This is a genomic window from Paracoccus cavernae, assembly GCF_042430175.1.
Taxonomy (GTDB): domain Bacteria; phylum Pseudomonadota; class Alphaproteobacteria; order Rhodobacterales; family Rhodobacteraceae; genus Paracoccus; species Paracoccus cavernae.
Window position 1 is genome coordinate 194,657 of record NZ_JBHMDZ010000006.1, and the last position, 16,723, is coordinate 211,379.

14 protein-coding genes are annotated in these 16,723 nt (G+C 62.8%); 9 read left to right on the forward strand and 5 right to left on the reverse strand.

The window, feature by feature from the left end:
* Window positions 1–177 precede the first annotated feature (177 nt).
* A complete protein-coding gene (locus ACFFUC_RS07860) occupies window positions 178–3,480 on the forward strand; it encodes a calcium-binding protein (protein ID WP_377685100.1) in 3,303 nt (1,100 codons plus the stop codon).
* Here the strand turns inward: ACFFUC_RS07860 and ACFFUC_RS07865 are convergent.
* Complete coding sequence (locus ACFFUC_RS07865) at window positions 3,477–4,310, reverse strand: ABC transporter permease (RefSeq protein ID WP_377685102.1); 834 nt, start codon at window positions 4,308–4,310, stop codon at window positions 3,477–3,479. The two genes, ACFFUC_RS07860 and ACFFUC_RS07865, sit on opposite strands and share 4 nt — an antisense overlap.
* A gap of 243 nt (window positions 4,311–4,553) precedes the next feature.
* Between ACFFUC_RS07865 and ACFFUC_RS07870 the strand changes: the two genes are divergently transcribed.
* From ACFFUC_RS07870 to ACFFUC_RS07890, 5 genes are all read left to right on the forward strand, one after another.
* Window positions 4,554–6,200 carry a KpsE/RkpR family capsule polysaccharide export protein gene (locus ACFFUC_RS07870; protein ID WP_377685104.1) on the forward strand — a complete coding sequence of 549 codons (1,647 nt, stop codon included), beginning with the start codon at window positions 4,554–4,556 and terminating at the stop codon, window positions 6,198–6,200.
* A 3-nt stretch (window positions 6,201–6,203) separates the two neighbouring features.
* Complete coding sequence (locus tag ACFFUC_RS07875) at window positions 6,204–6,893, forward strand: ABC transporter ATP-binding protein (RefSeq protein ID WP_377685106.1); 690 nt, start codon at window positions 6,204–6,206, stop codon at window positions 6,891–6,893.
* Between the two features lie 103 nt (window positions 6,894–6,996).
* Window positions 6,997–7,398 (forward strand): ketosteroid isomerase-related protein, encoded by a 402-nt coding sequence (locus ACFFUC_RS07880; RefSeq protein WP_377685108.1) that lies wholly within the window; start codon window positions 6,997–6,999, stop codon window positions 7,396–7,398.
* Window positions 7,395–7,976 (forward strand): GNAT family N-acetyltransferase, encoded by a 582-nt coding sequence (locus ACFFUC_RS07885; RefSeq protein WP_377685109.1) that lies wholly within the window; start codon window positions 7,395–7,397, stop codon window positions 7,974–7,976. Before ACFFUC_RS07880 ends, ACFFUC_RS07885 begins: the two co-directional genes overlap by 4 nt.
* Entirely contained in the window at window positions 7,973–8,842 is an 870-nt protein-coding gene (locus ACFFUC_RS07890) for a carbon-nitrogen hydrolase family protein (protein ID WP_377685111.1), read from the forward strand. The genes ACFFUC_RS07885 and ACFFUC_RS07890 overlap by 4 nt, the downstream gene beginning before the upstream one ends.
* Before the next feature lie 119 nt (window positions 8,843–8,961).
* On the opposite strand, the gene ACFFUC_RS07895 is transcribed toward ACFFUC_RS07890, so the two are convergent.
* Window positions 8,962–10,422 (reverse strand): MORN repeat-containing protein, encoded by a 1,461-nt coding sequence (locus ACFFUC_RS07895; protein ID WP_377685113.1) that lies wholly within the window; start codon window positions 10,420–10,422, stop codon window positions 8,962–8,964.
* A 152-nt stretch (window positions 10,423–10,574) separates the two neighbouring features.
* On the opposite strand from ACFFUC_RS07895, the gene ACFFUC_RS07900 reads away from it, so the two are divergent.
* The gene (locus ACFFUC_RS07900; RefSeq protein WP_377685115.1) at window positions 10,575–12,245 is read left to right on the forward strand and encodes an NAD+ synthase; all 1,671 of its coding nucleotides are present in this window, start codon (window positions 10,575–10,577) and stop codon (window positions 12,243–12,245) included.
* 84 nt (window positions 12,246–12,329) lie between these two features.
* Here the strand turns inward: ACFFUC_RS07900 and pncB are convergent, their stop codons facing one another.
* Both pncB and pncA read right to left on the reverse strand, forming a co-directional pair.
* Window positions 12,330–13,640 (reverse strand): nicotinate phosphoribosyltransferase, encoded by a 1,311-nt coding sequence (gene pncB / locus ACFFUC_RS07905; RefSeq protein ID WP_377685117.1) that lies wholly within the window; start codon window positions 13,638–13,640, stop codon window positions 12,330–12,332.
* Window positions 13,637–14,233, reverse strand: a complete 597-nt coding sequence (gene pncA / locus ACFFUC_RS07910) for a bifunctional nicotinamidase/pyrazinamidase (protein ID WP_377685119.1) — start codon at window positions 14,231–14,233, stop codon at window positions 13,637–13,639. Before pncA ends, pncB begins: the two co-directional genes overlap by 4 nt.
* Window positions 14,234–14,353: 120 nt before the next feature.
* Here pncA and trhO point away from each other — a divergent pair, with 120 nt between their 5' ends.
* Both trhO and ACFFUC_RS07920 read left to right on the forward strand, forming a co-directional pair.
* Window positions 14,354–15,238 carry an oxygen-dependent tRNA uridine(34) hydroxylase TrhO gene (gene trhO / locus ACFFUC_RS07915; protein WP_377685121.1) on the forward strand — a complete coding sequence of 295 codons (885 nt, stop codon included), beginning with the start codon at window positions 14,354–14,356 and terminating at the stop codon, window positions 15,236–15,238.
* 416 nt (window positions 15,239–15,654) lie between these two features.
* Entirely contained in the window at window positions 15,655–15,849 is a 195-nt protein-coding gene (locus ACFFUC_RS07920; protein WP_377685123.1) for a hypothetical protein, read from the forward strand.
* A gap of 238 nt (window positions 15,850–16,087) precedes the next feature.
* Here ACFFUC_RS07920 and ACFFUC_RS07925 read toward each other — a convergent pair whose 3' ends face one another.
* On the reverse strand, window positions 16,088–16,666 hold the full coding sequence (locus ACFFUC_RS07925) for an outer membrane protein (RefSeq protein ID WP_377685124.1): 579 nt from the start codon (window positions 16,664–16,666) through the stop codon (window positions 16,088–16,090).
* Between the last annotated feature and the right edge of the window lie 57 nt (window positions 16,667–16,723).

Consider the following 16,723-nt stretch of genomic DNA (forward strand, 5'->3'; position numbering starts at 1 on the left):
TCAGCCTACCCACATTCACCGCAAAGACGCCTCTGCTATGGCTTAGCAAATCGTAAAAAACAAGGCTCCTCCATATTAATCAACAAGATGGAAAGGACTGGCCTTGGCCGCCTCCTTGGCTTTCTTCTGACAGGGCTCCCCACATCAGACCTGTCGAAAGGAAGGCGTTGTTTCGTCGTGGATTACACTCATATCATCACCTTGACCGCCCCTCAGGCGGCCTTCACCCGCAATATCGCGGATCTGATGGTCGTCACCTCGGAGCACGGGGCCTGGCTCTATGGTGCAACGCATATCGGCGGGGGGATCGGGGCCTTCGCGCTTGCCTCGGCGGATCAGGCGATCACCTTTCTCTCGGGCGCAGCCTATAGCCAGTCCGCGACCTATCTCGACCGGCCAAGGGTCGAGCTGCTGACGATCGACGGGCGGCCGGTCATTGCGGGGATCGGAGTGCTCAGCCCCAACGGCTTCAGTCACGCGATCGCGCAGAACGGGCGGCTCGAGGGCCTGCCGCAGGCGCTGTCCGTCGGCATGTCGCAGGGGGTTGGGAGCTTTCTCGGGCAGAACAACGCGCTGGTCGAGATGGGGCAATTCTCGGCGGGCGGCAAGGATTACCTCTACTCCGTCGCCAACAACCAGCTGGGTTACGACATCTGGCAGATGCTCTCCGACGGCCGGATCGCGAAAGCCTCTCAAGTCACCCTGCCCTTTTCCGGCGCGCCGGCGAATGCGGAGATCAACAAGCTGGTGGTGCTGGAGGTCGGGAGCAAGCAATTCCTGATCGGCGCATCGGCATTGGCCAACAGCCTGTCCCTGCAGGAGATAAACGCCAACGGCACGTTCGGCACGGTCAGGATCCTGTCTGCCGAGACAGGAATCGGGCTGAACCAGCCGACCCAGCTCGAAGCGGTAACGGTCGCGGGGGTGAGCTATCTCGTGGTCGGATCGGCCCAGAGCTCGTCGCTGACCACAATGCGCGTAACTGCTGCGGGCGATCTGCTGCCGCTCGACCATATCATAGACGAGCGCTCGACCCGTTTCAGCGGGGTGACGGCCATGACCTCGCTCGTGGTGGACGGGCGCGCCTTCGTCTTTGTCGGCGGCAAGGACAGCGGCATTTCGGTCTTTACCGTCATGCCGAACGGCACCCTGCTCCACCTGCTGACGCTGGCCGATCAGGACGGCTGGTCGATGGCGAATGTCTCGGCAATCTCGGCAGCCTTCATCGGCGGCAAGATCGCCCTTTTCGTCAGCTCAACCACCGAGGCGGGGATTACCCAATTCAGCCTCGACCCCGGCAAGATCGGCCTGACCGCCGCGGTCGGTGCCGGTCGCCAATCGGGCACGGCCCTTGGCGACCTGCTGGTCGCGGGGCCCGATACGACCGATCTGTCGGGAGGGGCCGGAAACGACATACTGGTCACGGGCGGCGGCACGCTTTCCATGACCGGAGGCGCCGGAGCCGACGTCTTTGTCGTCGCCGCGCTCGAGGGGCGCACAACCATTACCGATTTCGAATACGGCATCGACCGGCTCGATCTCAGCAATCTCGGGATGATCCGCAGCACCATGCAGGTCAAAATGATCGAGACGAGCTGGGGCATGCGGTTCCGCATCAACGACATGTACGTCGATATCCGCTCGCATGACGGTCGTCCGCTGGATGCGGGGCTTTTTACCAATGCGATGTTTCCCCATGCCCATTATGCGCCGCCCTCGACCGGAAACACGGTCTACGGCTCGGCTTGGGACGATACGCTTATGGTCAGCGCGCTGGTCTCGCGCCTGTTCGGGATGGGCGGCAACGATGTGCTGCTGGGCGCGGCCGGCGCCGACTTTCTGAACGGCGGCGCCGGCAACGACACGCTGGGCGGCGGGGCGGGCCACGACACGCTCATGGGCGAGGAGGGCAACGATCTTCTGCGCGGCAATGGCGATAATGACCGGCTTTGGGGCGGTGCGGGGCAGGATTCGCTTTATGGCGGCACCGGGAGCGACACCCTTTATGGCGACACGGGCAACGACCTGCTCTGGGGAGAGGAAGACGACGACACGCTCTTCGGCGGCGAGGGCAACGACACGCTTTATGGCGATGGCGGGAATGATCATCTCGATGGCGGAATCGGAAACGACCTGCTTTTTGGCGGCGATGGCGACGACACGCTGATTTCCCTGTCGGGTGCCAATACCCTGAATGGCGGAAACGGGAACGATTCGATCGTTGGCGGAAGCGGCGTGGATTCACTCGTTGGCGGGATGGGCGACGACACATTGCGCGGGGGCGCGGGAAACGACCGGCTGTTTGGCGAACCGGGCAATGATCTTTTGTTCGGAGGGGCGGGCAATGACGTGATCTCAGGTCAGGCCGGCAACGACACGCTTCACGGCGAAGATGGCAACGACCAGCTTTACGGCGGCACGGGTGAAGACCGGTTATCCGGGAATGCGGGCAATGACACCTTGTACGGAGAGGACGGCAATGACGTGTTGTTCGGAGGATCGGGCAACGACGTTTTGCGCGGCCAAAACGGCAACGACACGCTGAACGGCGAGGACGGCGACGATCTGCTTTATGGCGGAGACGGGAACGATCTCCTTGCCGGACACGGCGGAAACGACACCATTATCGGCGAGACCGGCAACGACATTATCTACGGCCATGCCGGAAACGACCGTCTGCACGGCCAAGGCGGCAACGATGCCATCGCCGGTGGTACAGGCAATGATACGCTCTACGGCGATGCCGGAAACGATTGGCTGAGCGGCGAACAGGGCAACGACGTCATCTTCGGTGGCGACGGCAACGACCGGCTGCTGGGAGGGTTGGGCAATGACACCCTCGACGGCGGAACCGGCAATGATACCCTCAACGGCAACGACGGGCTGGATCTGCTGCGGGGCGGGACCGGAAACGACTCGCTGATCGGCGGCAACGGCAGCAGCAGGCTTTATGGCGATGCGGGCCACGACCGGCTGTTCGGCGGCCTGAACGGCGATTTTCTGGACGGTGGGGAGGGGAACGATTTCCTCAACGGCGGCGGCGGGAACGACTCGCTTTGGGGCGGTTTCGGTGCGGACACCCCTTTTGGCGATCAGGGCTTCGATTTCCTGCGCGGAGGATCGGGGGCTGACAGCCTTGACGGGGGGCTCGGCAACGACACACTTCACGGCGGCCCCGGATCCGACACCCTGTGCGGCGGGTTCGGCCATGACGTATTCCTGTTCAGGGAGCGCGCCGATTTCGACCGCTCGGTCGATATCGTCACCGATTTCGCGCGCGGGCAGGACAAGCTGGACTTTCGCGGTCTGGGACTTGCCTACATCGGCAAGACGGGCTTTTCGGGCGGGCCGCAAATCCGCGCCGACCAGCAATCGGGGATGACCATTCTCCAGATCGATATCGACGGCAACAAAGGCTTTGATCTTACGATAAGGCTGCAGGGCGTCACCGGATTCGGAGCCGCGGATCTGCTGCTTTAGCCTTCCATCAGGTCGCGGTACTTGCGGAACAGCAGCAGGAGACCGAAGAAAGCCAGAACCAGCGACAGGCCCAACACATAGCCCATGCTGACATATTCCGCCTCGTAGGTCGGGTAGAATCCGTGCCGCATCATGCCGACGCAATGGATGAGCGGATTGTACCACAGAATGGCCTGCCCCGCCGCCGGCAGCATGTCATAGGTGAAGAACAGCCCCGAGATCAGGAACAACGGCCGCGTCAGAATGCTCCACGCCCGCTCCCAGATCGGGAAGGCGGTGATCAGGTAGCAGTTGAGCGTCCCGATCCCCAGACCCAGCGCCGTCACCATAATGAGTGATTCGACTACGGCACCGATGCGCACATCCACCGGCAGCTCGAAGATCATGTAGATCCCCGTCATGACCAATGTGATGATCGCGCAATGCGTCAGCGCGTTCAAAATGGCGCGAGCGGCCAGCGCATCAAGGAAGGTCACGCTGGGATAGGCCATGAACGGCCGCGAAAATCGGATCGAAGAGGCCACTTTGCCTGAGAGGTCGTTGTACATCACGAAGGGCAGAAAGCCCGTCGCATAGAACAACGGAAAGTTGGTCCCGAGCCCCGGCCGATGCACGGAAAGCGAGAAAATCAAGGACAAAAGCGCGATGCCGAGCACCGGTTCGAGAACGGCCCAGATATAGCCGCCCGCCGATTTTCCATAGGTTGTCGCCATTTCGCGCAACATCAGCGCAACAACGATCCGCCCCATTTGAAAGCGCGGCCGCGGCGTTCGATGCGAGCGGAAATAGGGCGTTTGCGGCGTATCGTCGTGTCGGGGAATGTCGGTCATGTGAACGCGGAGGCTGGCATTGACTGTCTGCAGTATGTAACAACTGCTCGGAAAAGGTAAACCAGCGAAAGCTCCTCTGTCATGTCACAACACTCCGAACATGGAAGAGGGCAGCCAGATCCGCAAGCCGGCCCCTCGCGAACGGCAGACGGGACCTCGCAGCCGGTGGCCCAAAAAGCAAGCCCTCAATCTGATGCGGCAACGCCCGAACGGGCGGCACCCCCAGCCGCGCAAGCACAGAAGATGCCCGTGACCACCGATCAAACGCCCGCCGCATCCAGCCCCAAAGGCGCTGCCGCCCCCCAACCGGCCACCCCGCAGGCAGCAGCCCCGCAGGCAGCCGCGACAGCTCAACCGAACCAGACCCAGCCGGCACAAGCCGCCCAGGCTCAGGCAGCTCCGGCCCAATCGGCCCCGCCGCGCCCTGCCCCCGCCGCCGCCGCCCAAGGCGCTACGGCCCAAGCGCCCAAACCCGCACAAGCTCAGGCTGCGGCTCAGGCCCAAGCGCCGCGTCAGGCAGCCCAACCGGCAGCCGCCGCTCCGGCGAATGCGCAAGCGCAGGCCAAACCCCAGCAGGCCGCCCGCGCCATGCAGCAGCCCGCTGCCGGACAAGGCGCACAGCGCCAACCGTTGCAGGTGCGTCCCGCCCAGCCGCAACCACCCGCGCAGAAACGCCCCGGTGCCGCAGTTCCCGCCCGTCAGGGTCAGGGACAGGCCGTCGCCCGCCCGATTGCCCCCTCGCAGCAGGCCGTGCGCCAGCCGGTCAGCGCGGCCCAGCCGCAAAAGCGCCACTGGATGTTGCTGCTGTCCTTCCTGATCATCGTGGTGGTGCCGACCCTCATTTCGGCCTGGTATCTATGGAACCGCGCGGCGGACCAATATGTCTCGACGGTGGGTTTTTCGGTCCGCAAGGAAGATTCCGCCGCGCCGTCTTTCGACTTTCTCGGCGGCCTCGCGGCGCTGAGCGGCGGTACGGTCGGGGCCTCGGATACCGATATCCTCTACCAGTATATCCGCAGCCACGACATGGTTGAAACAGCGGATCAAAAGCTCGATCTGCGCACCATGTTCTCGCGCGATTGGCCCCGCGATTTCGTCTTTGCCTATAATCCGACGGGCACGATCGAGGATCTGACCGATTACTGGCAGCGTCAGGTCAAGATCTACTACGATTCGACCTCCGGCCTGATCACGCTCGATGTCAGCGCCTTCACCCCCGAAGACGCCCAGAGGGTCGCGCAGACGATTCTGGACGCGAGCACCGCCAAGATCAACGAGCTCTCCTCGATCGCGCGCGAAGATGCGATGCGCCTGACCACGCAGGAGCTCGAGAAAACCCGCGTCGAGCTGACCAAGAGCCGTCAGGACATGACCGCTTTCCGCATGCGCACCCAGATCGTCGATCCGCAGGCCGATCTTGCCGGACAGATGGGCGTGATCACCGGATTGCAGGGCCAGCTGGCCGAACAGATGATCCAGCACGACCTGTTGGTCGAAAACGCCAGCCCCAAGGACAACCGCGTCATCCAGTCGCAGAAAAAGCTCGACGCTCTGCGCAATCTCATCGACCGCGAGCGCAGCAAATTCGGCGAGGCGGGTCAGGGCCCGAACGGCGAAAGCTATGCCCAGCTTGTCGCGGAATACGAGAAACTGGCCGTCGATCGCGAATTTGCCGAAGGGGCGCATCGCTCGGCGCGGATCGCCTACGAAACCTCGATGGCCGAGGCGCAGCGCCAGTCGCGCTATCTCGCGACCCACATCTCGCCGCGCGTGGCCGAGGCCTCGACAGAGCCCAACCGCCAGCGTCTTCTGGCGCTGGTGGCCGGCCTTCTGCTGATCGGCTGGTCCGTTCTCACCCTGATCTACTACAGCGTCCGTGACCGCAAATAAGCGATGATCCAGCTCGAGAATCTGACCAAGATCTTTCGCCGCAAGGGGCAGCGACATGTCGTTGCCGACAATATCAATGCGGTTTTCCCGACCGGCGAATCCGTCGCCCTTCTGGGGCGCAATGGTGCGGGCAAATCGACCCTGCTGCGCATCATTGCGGGGACGATTTCGCCAACCTACGGGCGGGTGGTCTCGAGCGGGACGATCTCTTGGCCGGTGGGTTTCGCGGGCAGTTTCCACGCCGATCTAACCGGTGCGCAGAATGTGCGCTTCGTGGCGCGGATCTACGGCGTCGATACCGACCAACTCATTGACTATGTTGCAGATTTTGCCGAACTCGGCGAACATTTTCACCGCCCCTTCGGGACCTATTCCTCAGGGATGCGCTCGCGTCTGGCGATGGGCACGAGCATGGGGATCAAATTCGACACCTATCTCGTCGACGAGGTCACCAGCGTCGGCGACGCCTCGTTCCGCGCCAAATCCCAACAGGTTTTCGCCGAGCGCATGAGCCAGTCGGGCGCGATCGTCGTCACCCACTCCATGGCGATGGTGCGGGCGATGTGCACGATGGGGGCGGTGCTCGACCGCGGCAATCTGACGATTTTCGACGATCTCGACGAGGGCATCGCCTATCACGAGATGCTCATGAGCCTGCCCGCCGCCTATATCGACGAGGATGCGCCGGTCTGATCCTGCACCGCGGTTCCGCCCGAAGCGGCCTTAGACCTAAGGGCTAGGGTGACGCCCGCGGTTTGACGGGGTACATCACGGACAAACCGACAGGAGCCTTCGAATGGATACCAAAGCCCTCATCACCGCCTATTACGACGCATTCAACGCCGGTCGCACCGACGAGATGCTGACCATGCTGCATGACGAGATCGAGCATCACGTCAACGAGGGCGGCATCCGTCGCGGCAAAGAGCTTTTCGCCGAATTCAACCGCCACATGACGGAAAGCTACCGCGAAAACCTGACCGATATGGTGATCTTCGCCAATGAGAGCGGCACCCGCGCGGCAGCCGAATTCATCGTGAACGGCACCTATCTCAAGACCGACGAGGGGCTGCCGGAGGCCAACGGCCAGACCTACCGCCTGCCCGCCGGCACGTTCTTCGAGATCCGCGACGGCAAGATCGCGCGCGTCACGACCTATTACAACCTCGCCGACTGGACCAAACAGGTCGTCGGATGATCGAGACGCGGGTCCTCACCGGAGAGGCCGTTGCCGCCGTGCTGGATGATCTGGCACGGCTGCGCATCACGGTCTTTCGCGACTGGCCCTATCTCTACGACGGCGATCCCGATTACGAACGCGACTACCTCAAGGCCTATCAATCCCCCGGGGCGGTGGTGGTCGCGGCCTATGACGGCGCGCGCATGATCGGCGCCTCGACCGGCGCCCCGATGGAGGACCACGCCGAAGATTTCGCGGCAGCCTTCGCGATCCGGCCCGAGCCTCTGGAACAGATCTTCTACTGCGCGGAATCGGTCCTGCTGCCCGATTATCGCGGCCACGGTCTGGGCCATGCCTTCTTCGACGGCCGCGAGGCGCAGGCCCGCGCACTTGGCCGCCGCTATTCGGCCTTTTGCAGCGTGATGCGCCCCAAGGACCACCCTGCCCGCCCCGCAAACTATCGCCCGCTTGATGGCTTTTGGCAAAAGCGCGGCTATGCCGAACTGCCCGGCGTGATCGCCGAATTCGACTGGAAAGACATCGGCGAGGATCACTGCACGCGCAAACCCCTGCAATTCTGGATGAAAACGCTGTGACCAAAGTCAAAATCGCAACCTCGGCCTATGATTTCGACTGGTTCGACAGTTTCTCCGATTACGAGGCCAAGATCACCCGCTGGGTCGAGGCGGCATCCGATTGCGACCTGCTGGTCTTTCCGGAATATGGCGCGATGGAGCTGGCCTCGCTCGGCGGCACCGCAATCGCCGCCGACCTCGAGGCGAGCCTGCACGAAGTCGCCCGCCACGAAGAAGCCCGCGACCGCCTTCACGCGGATCTCGCGCGGCGCTTCGACCTCCATATCCTCGCGGCCTCCGGTCCGGCCTTGCCCGATCCCGCGAAACGCCCCGTCAACCGCGCGGTGCTGTTCGGCCCCCAAGGAAGGATCGGGCATCAGGACAAACAGGTCATGACCCGTTTCGAGCGCGAGGATTGGGATGTGGTCGGCGCGCCCGGCCTGCGCCTTTTCGACACGGCCGTCGGCAAGATCGGTATTCTGATCTGCTATGACGGCGAATTCCCGCTTTTGGGCCGCGCGCTTGCCGAGGCCGGTGCGGAAATCATCCTTGTGCCCTCTTGCACCGACACGATCGCGGGATTCAACCGCGTCAGGATCGGGGCCATGGCGCGGGCGCTGGAATCGCAATGCGTCGTCGTGCAATCCCCGACCGTGGGCAATGTCGACTGGAACCCCGCCATCGACGAGAACCGCGGCATCGCGGCAATCTATGCCCCGCCGGACGGGCTCTGGCCCGAAAGCGGGATTATCGCCGAGGGCAGGCTCGACCGCCCCGAATGGATCAAGGCGGAGGTCGATCTGGCCAAGGTCGCACAAAGCCGCGCCGACGGCCGCGTCCTGCCCTTCGCCCATTGGCCCGAAAGCGCCTTGAGCAAGGTGATCTGACACGGGACCGCGCAAAGGGTGCCCCCCGCGCCCGCCTGACGACGCTTTCTCCGGAATGAAAATACCCCCCTGCGGCGCTGGCCAAGGGGGGTATTTTCATTCCGGAGAAAGCTTTGAGGTCAGTTCGTCGCAGGTTCGGCGGGAACGGTGCCGTCGGGGGTTGCGGGCTGCCCGCCCTCGATGGCTTCGGCGCCTTCCGCGGGTTTGGAGAGGCGGTTGTCGCTCCACTCGCCCGAGGCGACCTGTCCTGTCGCATAGCGCATCACGCCGGTGCCCTGACGCTTTCCGGCGACGAAATTGCCGGTATAGGTGTCGCCGTTGGCATAGGTGGCGGTGCCCTCGCCGTCGATTTCGCCGGCTTTCCAGCCGCCCTCGTAGCGGAAGCCGTCGGGTGTGATCAGGCGGCCTTTGCCTTCGCGCAGCCCGCCGACGAAATTGCCGTCATAGGTCGTGCCGTCGGGATAGGTGGCCTGGCCTTCGCCATGACGCTGGCCCTCGCGCCAGCTGCCGTTGTAGACATAGCCGTCGGGATAGACCATGCGGCCCTGACCTTCGTTGCGGGCGTTCTGGAAACCGCCCTCATAGGTCAGCCCGTTGGCATATTTGGCAACGCCCTGACCATTGATCACGCCTTCGGACCAATCGCCCTCATAGGTCGCGCCATCGGGATAGGTGATCAGGCCGCGCCCGTCGGGCAGGTCGTTGCGCAAGGCTCCGTCATAGGTCGAGCCGTCGGGATAGGTGATGAGCCCCATCCCCTCCATCCGGCCCTGCACCCAGTCGCCGTCGTAGATATAACCGTCGGTGCCGGTGAAAACGCCTTTGCCGTCGCGCTTGTCGTCGCGGAAACCGCCCTCGTAGCGATCACCGTTCTTGTAGACCGCGACGCCCGCGCCCTGACGTTTGCCGTTGACCATCCGGCCCTGATAGGTGTCGCCGGTGGCCTGCACGAGCTTGCCGTCACCGCTCATCTGGCCCGCCGCCCAGCCTCCCTCGTAGGACAGACCGTCCGGCATGGTCAGCTTGCCGCGACCGGCGCGCTGGTTGGCGAGCATGTCGCCCTCGTAGATCGCGCCGTCGGGATAGGTGATTTTGCCGCGCCCTTCCTTGACGCCCGCCTTCCAGTCGCCCTCATAACGGTAGCCGTTGGGTTGGGTCAGAACGCCCTTGCCGTTGTGCAGCGCGCGCAGGAAACCGCCGGTATAGACCGAGCCGTTGGCGTAATGGGCCACGCCCTCGCCCGTGATCTCGCCCTCGAGCCAGTCGCCCTCGAAGGTGCCGCCGTCGGCATAGACGATCTTGCCCTTGCCGTGGGGCTTGCCCTTGGAAAAGCTGCCCTCGTAGACCGAGCCGTTGGGGAAGGTCGCTTTGCCCTGACCGAGGATCTCGCCCTCGACCCAATCGCCGCTGTATTCATATCCGTTGGGGAGTTTGTAGGTCCCGCGCCCATGCTGGCGCCCGTTGCGGAAGGTCCCCTCGTAGACGCCACCGTCGTCATATTGCTTGGTGATGACGGTCTCTGCTCCGGCAAGGCCTACGCCTGCCAGAAAAATCGCCGTGGCGGCAATTACTGCCCTCATCGCCCTGCCTCCGGTTTGCCTGCGTTCGATCCGCCCGTTTTCCGGGCGGGTTTTGATCGGGTTTAACCTATTGCAGGGCAAGGCGCAAAGCCCGACTTTTCCTTTTGTCTCCGCTCGCCTATCAACGCAGGGGACAAGACAGGGAGAGCGCGATGACCGATCGTTTCCGCATCACTTTGGGACAGCTGAACCCCACAGTCGGCGATCTGGACGGCAATGCCCGCAAGGCCCGAGAGGCTTTTGCCGCAGCCAAGGCCGCCGGTGCCGACATGCTGGCTTTGCCCGAGATGTTCATCACCGGCTACCAGACGCAGGATCTGGTCCTCAAAGCCGCCTTCACCGCCGATGCCGAGGCCCATCTGGTCCAGCTCGCCAAGGATTGCGCCGTTGGTCCCGCGATCGGGATCGGCGGGCCGTGGCGCGACGGTGGCAAGCTTTACAACGCGTTCTGGATCTTGCAGGGCGGCAAGGTCGTGGCGCGCGTTCTCAAACACGATCTGCCCCATCAGCAGCTTTTCGACGAGATGCGCCTTTTCGATGCGGGTCCGGTATCGGGCCCCTACCGCATCGGGCCCCTACGCATCGGCAGCCCGATCTGCGAGGACAGCTGGTGGCCCGAGGTCTCCGAGACCCTTGCCGAAACCGGCGCCGAGATCCTGCTGATCCCGAACGGCAGCCCCTATCACCGAAGCAAGCTTGACCTGCGCATGACGCATATCGTCTCGCGCGTGGTCGAGACCGGCCTGCCGGCGGTTTACCTCAATGCGGTGGGCGGGCAGGACGACCAGCTTTACGATGGCGCGAGCTTTGTCCTGAACCCCGGCGAGAGCGGCGGCGTCGACAAGGTCATGCAGCTTGCGCCTTTCGACGAGATCGTCACCCATGTCGATTTCGTCCGCACCCCCTCGGGCTGGCGTGCCGAAAAGGGCGAGATGGCGCATCAGCCCGATGAATGGGAGCAAGATTACCGCGCCATGACCGAAGGCCTGCGCGACTACATGCGCAAATCGGGCTTCAAGACCGCGCTTCTGGGCATGTCGGGCGGGATCGATTCCGCGCTGGTCGCGACGATTGCGGCCGATGCTTTGGGGCCTGAAAACGTCCTCTGTGTCATGCTGCCGAGCGAATATACCTCGGCTGAAAGCCTCGAGGACGCGAGCGATTGCGCCAACCGTCTGGGCATCCGCATCGAGACCGTGCGCATCGACGGCGCGCGCGATGCGGTCGATGGCGCTTTGGCGCATCTGATGGCCGGCACCAAGCCCGATCTGACCGAGGAAAACATCCAGTCCCGCCTGCGCGGCGTGCTGCTGATGGCGCTGTCGAACAAATTCGGCGGGCTTTTGTTGACCACCGGCAACAAATCCGAGGTCGCGGTCGGCTATTCCACGATCTACGGCGATATGGCGGGCGGCTATAATCCGATCAAGGATCTTTATAAAACCCGCGTTTTCGAGACCTGCCGCTGGCGCAATGCCAATCACCGCGACTGGATGAAGGGCAAATCGGGCGAGGTCATCACCCCGCGCATCATCTCCAAGCCGCCTTCGGCCGAGCTGCGCCCCGACCAGAAGGACCAGGACAGCCTGCCGCCCTACGAGGTGCTGGACGCGATCCTCGACGGGCTGGTCGAGCGTGACCTGTCCGTCAAGGAAATCGTGGCGATGGGGCACGAGCCCGAGGTGGTTCTGAAGGTTCAGGGCCTGCTCTATGCCAGCGAATGGAAACGCTATCAGGCGGCCCCCGGCCCGCGGATCTCGCGCAAGGCCTTCTGGCTCGACCGCCGCTATCCTTTGGTCAACCGCTGGCGCGACAAGGCCTGAACCCTTCCCCATCAACGAAAAACGCGGCGCATCACGCGCCGCGTTCTTGTTTTCCGATCAAGGGACCAAGTGGCTGCGCGCCGCCTAAACCTCGACCGTGATGCGCTTTTGCGCGCCGATCTCGAAGACCTTCTTGTAATGTTCGATCAGATCCTGCGGGCCGGTCGCCTTTTCGGGATTGTCCGACAGTTTCACCGTCGGCACGCCGTTCGCGGCAACCGCCTTGCACACCAGCGAGAACGGCGCGAGCCCGTCGCCCGGCACCAGACCGCGGAAGTCGTTGGTCAAAAGCGTGCCCCAGCCGAAGCTGACTTTGACGCGGCCGTGGAAGCGGGCGAAAAGCTCGTGCATCTTGGCGACATCCAGCCCGTCGGAGAAGATGATCAGCTTCTCGCGCGGGTCCTCGCCACGACTTTTCCACCAGGCAATCGCGGTTTCGGCACCCTCGGCCGGATCGCCGCTGTCGATGCGGATGCCGGTCCAACCCGCCAGCCAATCGGGGGCGTGATCAAGGAAATGCTTGGTGCCGTAGGTATCGGGAAGGATGATACGCAGCATGCCGTCATGCTCTTCGTGCCAATCGGCGAGCACTTTATAGGGCGCCTGCTGCAATTCGGCATCGTTCTTGGCCAATGCGGCATAGACCATCGGCAATTCATGCGCATTGGTGCCGATCGCCTCGATATCGCGGCGCATGGCGATCAGGCAGTTCGAGGTGCCGATAAAACGCTCGTCGCCCAAGCCCTCGACCATGGCCTGCACGCACCAATCCTGCCACAAAAAGCTGTGACGGCGGCGGGTGCCGAAATCGGCGATGCGCAGATCGGGGCCGAGCTTGCGCAATTCCTCGATCTTTTCCCACAGCCGCGCCATGCCGCGCGCGTAAAGCACCTGCAGCTCGAAGCGGCCCATATCCTTGAGAACCGCGCGCGAGCGCAGCTCCATGATGATCGCCAAGGCGGGGATTTCCCACAGCATGACCTCGGGCCATTTCCCTTCAAAGGTCAGCTCGTATTGGCCGTCGCGCTTTTCCAGCTGATAGGCGGGCAGACGCAGGTTCTCGAGAAACTCCATGAAATCGGGGCGGAACATCTGGCGTTTGCCGTAGAACGTATTGCCGCGCAGCCATGTGCTTTCGCCGCGCGTCAGCGACAGGCCGCGCACATGGTCGAGCTGCTCGCGCAACTCGCCCTCGTCGATGAGATCGGCAAGCCGAACCGATTTCGAGCGGTTGATCAGGCTGAACGTGACCGTCGTATCGGGGCTGTTGCGAAAGACCGACTGGCACATCAAGAGCTTGTAGAAGTCGGTATCGATCAGCGAACGCACGATCGGATCGATCTTCCATTTGTGGTTGTAAACGCGCGTCGCAATATCGACGGTCGGGATCATCATGCGAGTATTACTCCTGCCGCATTCATGCTCAGCCGCGCCTGTTCCAGCGAGCCGTCGAGATCGATGGCGCGGCAGGCGGATTCAATAACGGTTGCGGAAAAACCCAGTTTGACCGCATCGATCGCCGACCACGCGACGCAGAAATCATGGGCGAGGCCCACGAAGCTCAGATCGCTCAGGCCGCGTTCGCGCAGATAGCCCGCAAGGCCGGTGGGCGTCTTGTGGTCGTTCTCGAAGAACGAGGAATAGCTGTCGATGCCGGCACGAAACCCCTTGCGCAGCACCAGATCGGCGCTTGTCGTGACCAGATCGGCGTGAAATTCCGCGCCTCCCGTGCCGATCACGCAATGGCGCGGCCACAGGACCTGCGGGCCGTAATCCATCTCGGTGACAGTGAAGGGCGCCGCACCCGCATGGTTGTCGGCAAAACTCGCGTGATCGGCGGGATGCCAGTCCTGCGTCAGAACCACCGCGTCGAAATCCGCCATCAGCGCATTGATCGGCGCAATGATCTCGTCGCCTCCGGTGACGGCAAGCGCGCCTCCGGGGCAGAAATCCACCTGCATATCGATAACGATCAAGGCCCTGGCCACGGCGTCCTCCCTCAAATCCGGTCGTCAGGTTCGCGGTTTTTGTCAGGGGCTGCAAGCAATTTGCTGCGACTGCAGCCGAGTTTACTTGATCCCGACGCGATCTTGAGGCAAGCGGCAGCCATGTTCACCGTCGCCGCACTTTACCATTTCACCCGATTCCCCGAACCCGCCGCCCTGCAAGGCCCCTTGCAGGAAGCCTGCGATTTGGCAGGGATCAAGGGCACGCTGCTGATCGCCCCCGAGGGCATCAACGGCACGATCGCGGGCAGCCGCGCGGGAATCGATGCGGCCTTGGCCCATATCCGCGCCCTGCCCGGCTGCGCCGGTCTCGAGTGGAAGGAAAGCCCCGCCGCCGAGATGCCTTTCGCGCGCATGAAGGTCCGCCTCAAGCGCGAGATCGTCACGATGGGTCAGCCCGATGTCGATCCGACCGCCTCGGTCGGCCATTACGTCGAGGCCAAGGACTGGAACGCGCTGATTTCCGCCCCCGATGTCGCGGTGATCGACACGCGCAACGATTACGAGGTCGAGATCGGGACTTTCGACGGCGCGGTCGATCCGGGCACGAAAAGCTTCCGCGACTTTCCGGATTGGTGGCGCGAGAATGCCCATCGTTTCCACAACAAGCGCATCGCGATGTTCTGCACTGGCGGCATCCGCTGCGAGAAATCGACGAACTTCCTGCTGGGTGAGGGCATTCCCGAGGTTTACCACCTCAAGGGCGGCATCCTGAAATACCTTGAAGATGTCCCCGCCGAGGACAGCAAATGGCAGGGTGAGTGCTTCGTTTTCGACAAGCGCGTCAGCCTTGGCCACGGGTTGGTTCAAGGTGATTACGATCTCTGCCACGCCTGCCGCCGCCCGCTTTCGGCCGAGGACAAGCAGCGCCCCGAATTCGAGATCGGCGTCTGCTGCCACCGCTGCGCCGACGAGTATTCCGAGGCCGACCGCGCCCGTTTCCGCGAGCGCCAGCGTCAGGTCGAGCGCGGCGAGATCGCCCTTTAAGCGCCCTGCGCAGCCTGCCCGTCAAAGCGCCCCTTCGCGGGCGCTTTTTCATATCGGCCGGAGACTTGGTGATTCGATGCGATCCGCGAATGGCGCCCCGCCGGAAAACCCATGAAATCAATCAGGTGGCGCTTTAGCGTTCCGAGCTTTTCACTCGGGCATGAAAGCGTTTTTCTGGGTCATTTCCGCACCCGAAGGGCCATTCCGCCAAGCAGCGGAAGGATAAGGGTTTTTCGCTTTTCCGAGCGTTCTCCTCAGCTTTCAATCTCCGAGAAATCTACTCAACTATTTGTTTTTATTATCTTTTTTATTGACCTCATCGTCCGACCCGACCATATCTGCCCCAACACAGCCAGCCAGCTCTTCGATCCCTGCAAGCGAGCTGTCGTCCCGAAACAGCCAGACAGGAAGTCCCGATGAGCCACGCCGTTTGCAACTCTTGCGCCTATTACGAAGACCATGCCGTTCAGGCTGCCGCCCAGCTCTCCGATGCGGGCCTTTGCCGCGTCAATCCGCCGGTCGCCCCGAAGGAAGAGGGCCGAGGCGTATGGCCGACGGTTCAGAAAACCGATTGGTGCGGCAAATACGCGACGCTGTTCGCAGCCGAATAATCGGGCCCGGCAGCCAAGCCTGCACGCAAAACGTAGCCAGCAAAAGGTAGCCAGCACGGCAAAGCCAGCCCCGGAAAGAGCCAGCGCGCGATCGCCAGCAAGCCTTTCCCCCAGCCAGCCGACCCAGCCAGCACCGCCCGCCAGCCTGCATTCGCCAGTTAGGCTTTGCCAGCCAGCATCAAAAGAAAAAGGCAGCCCTTTCGGGCTGCCTTTCTCGTTCAGTCTCGTGAACCGCTGATCAGAAGCGGAAGCTTGCGCGGACCTGCACCGTGTCGGCTTTCAGGTCCAGACCCGAGACATTCCCGACATCGTCGAAGTCGTGGCGGGTATATTCGGCGCCCAGAACAAAGCGCTCGGTGACTTTGAAGTCGCCGCCGATACCGTAAACCAGACCGTTTTCGGAATCGTCGGCATCAAGATAGGCGTAGCCGACGGTCACATAGGGCAGGAAACGGCCAAGGTCGTAACCGGCGCGGGCGCGCAGGCTCAGCAGGTCGCCCTTGCCCGAAACGTCATCCAGCTCGACTTTGTTGTAGTTCAGTTCGCCGCCCAGAACATAGCTGCCGAAATCGTGCTGATAGCCGGCGAAAACGCCGTAAGCGTCCAGATCACGCTTGCCCGATTGCGAGCCGAACTCGGCTTTGGCTTCGCCCTGACCATATTGCGCACCAGCGTAGAAGCCGGTCCAGTCGCCGAACTGCGGCGCGGTCTCGGTTTCTACGACGACGGGGGTCTCGACGACCGGCGCGACATAACCGCCGGCGAAAGCGCCCGTAGCAAGAAGCGAAGCCAGAACCGTTGCACCAAAGAGTTTCATATCATCATCCTCATTCCGTTGGAGGCAGATCCTTCCGCCTCCGTTGGTCATGAGATA

Bases quoted from the DNA above. Each gene is read 5' to 3' on its own strand.
- ACFFUC_RS07865 (WP_377685102.1), bottom strand. From the start codon at position 4,310: ATGACCGACATTCCCCGACACGACGATACGCCGCAAACGCCCTATTTC.
- ACFFUC_RS07870 (WP_377685104.1), top strand. From the start codon at position 4,554: ATGCCCGTGACCACCGATCAAACGCCCGCCGCATCCAGCCCCAAAGGC.
- ACFFUC_RS07875 (WP_377685106.1), top strand. From the start codon at position 6,204: ATGATCCAGCTCGAGAATCTGACCAAGATCTTTCGCCGCAAGGGGCAG.
- ACFFUC_RS07880 (WP_377685108.1), top strand. From the start codon at position 6,997: ATGGATACCAAAGCCCTCATCACCGCCTATTACGACGCATTCAACGCC.
- ACFFUC_RS07885 (WP_377685109.1), top strand. From the start codon at position 7,395: ATGATCGAGACGCGGGTCCTCACCGGAGAGGCCGTTGCCGCCGTGCTG.
- ACFFUC_RS07895 (WP_377685113.1), bottom strand. From the start codon at position 10,422: ATGAGGGCAGTAATTGCCGCCACGGCGATTTTTCTGGCAGGCGTAGGC.
- ACFFUC_RS07900 (WP_377685115.1), top strand. From the start codon at position 10,575: ATGACCGATCGTTTCCGCATCACTTTGGGACAGCTGAACCCCACAGTC.
- pncB (WP_377685117.1), bottom strand. From the start codon at position 13,640: ATGATGATCCCGACCGTCGATATTGCGACGCGCGTTTACAACCACAAA.
- trhO (WP_377685121.1), top strand. From the start codon at position 14,354: ATGTTCACCGTCGCCGCACTTTACCATTTCACCCGATTCCCCGAACCC.
- ACFFUC_RS07920 (WP_377685123.1), top strand. From the start codon at position 15,655: ATGAGCCACGCCGTTTGCAACTCTTGCGCCTATTACGAAGACCATGCC.
- ACFFUC_RS07925 (WP_377685124.1), bottom strand. From the start codon at position 16,666: ATGAAACTCTTTGGTGCAACGGTTCTGGCTTCGCTTCTTGCTACGGGC.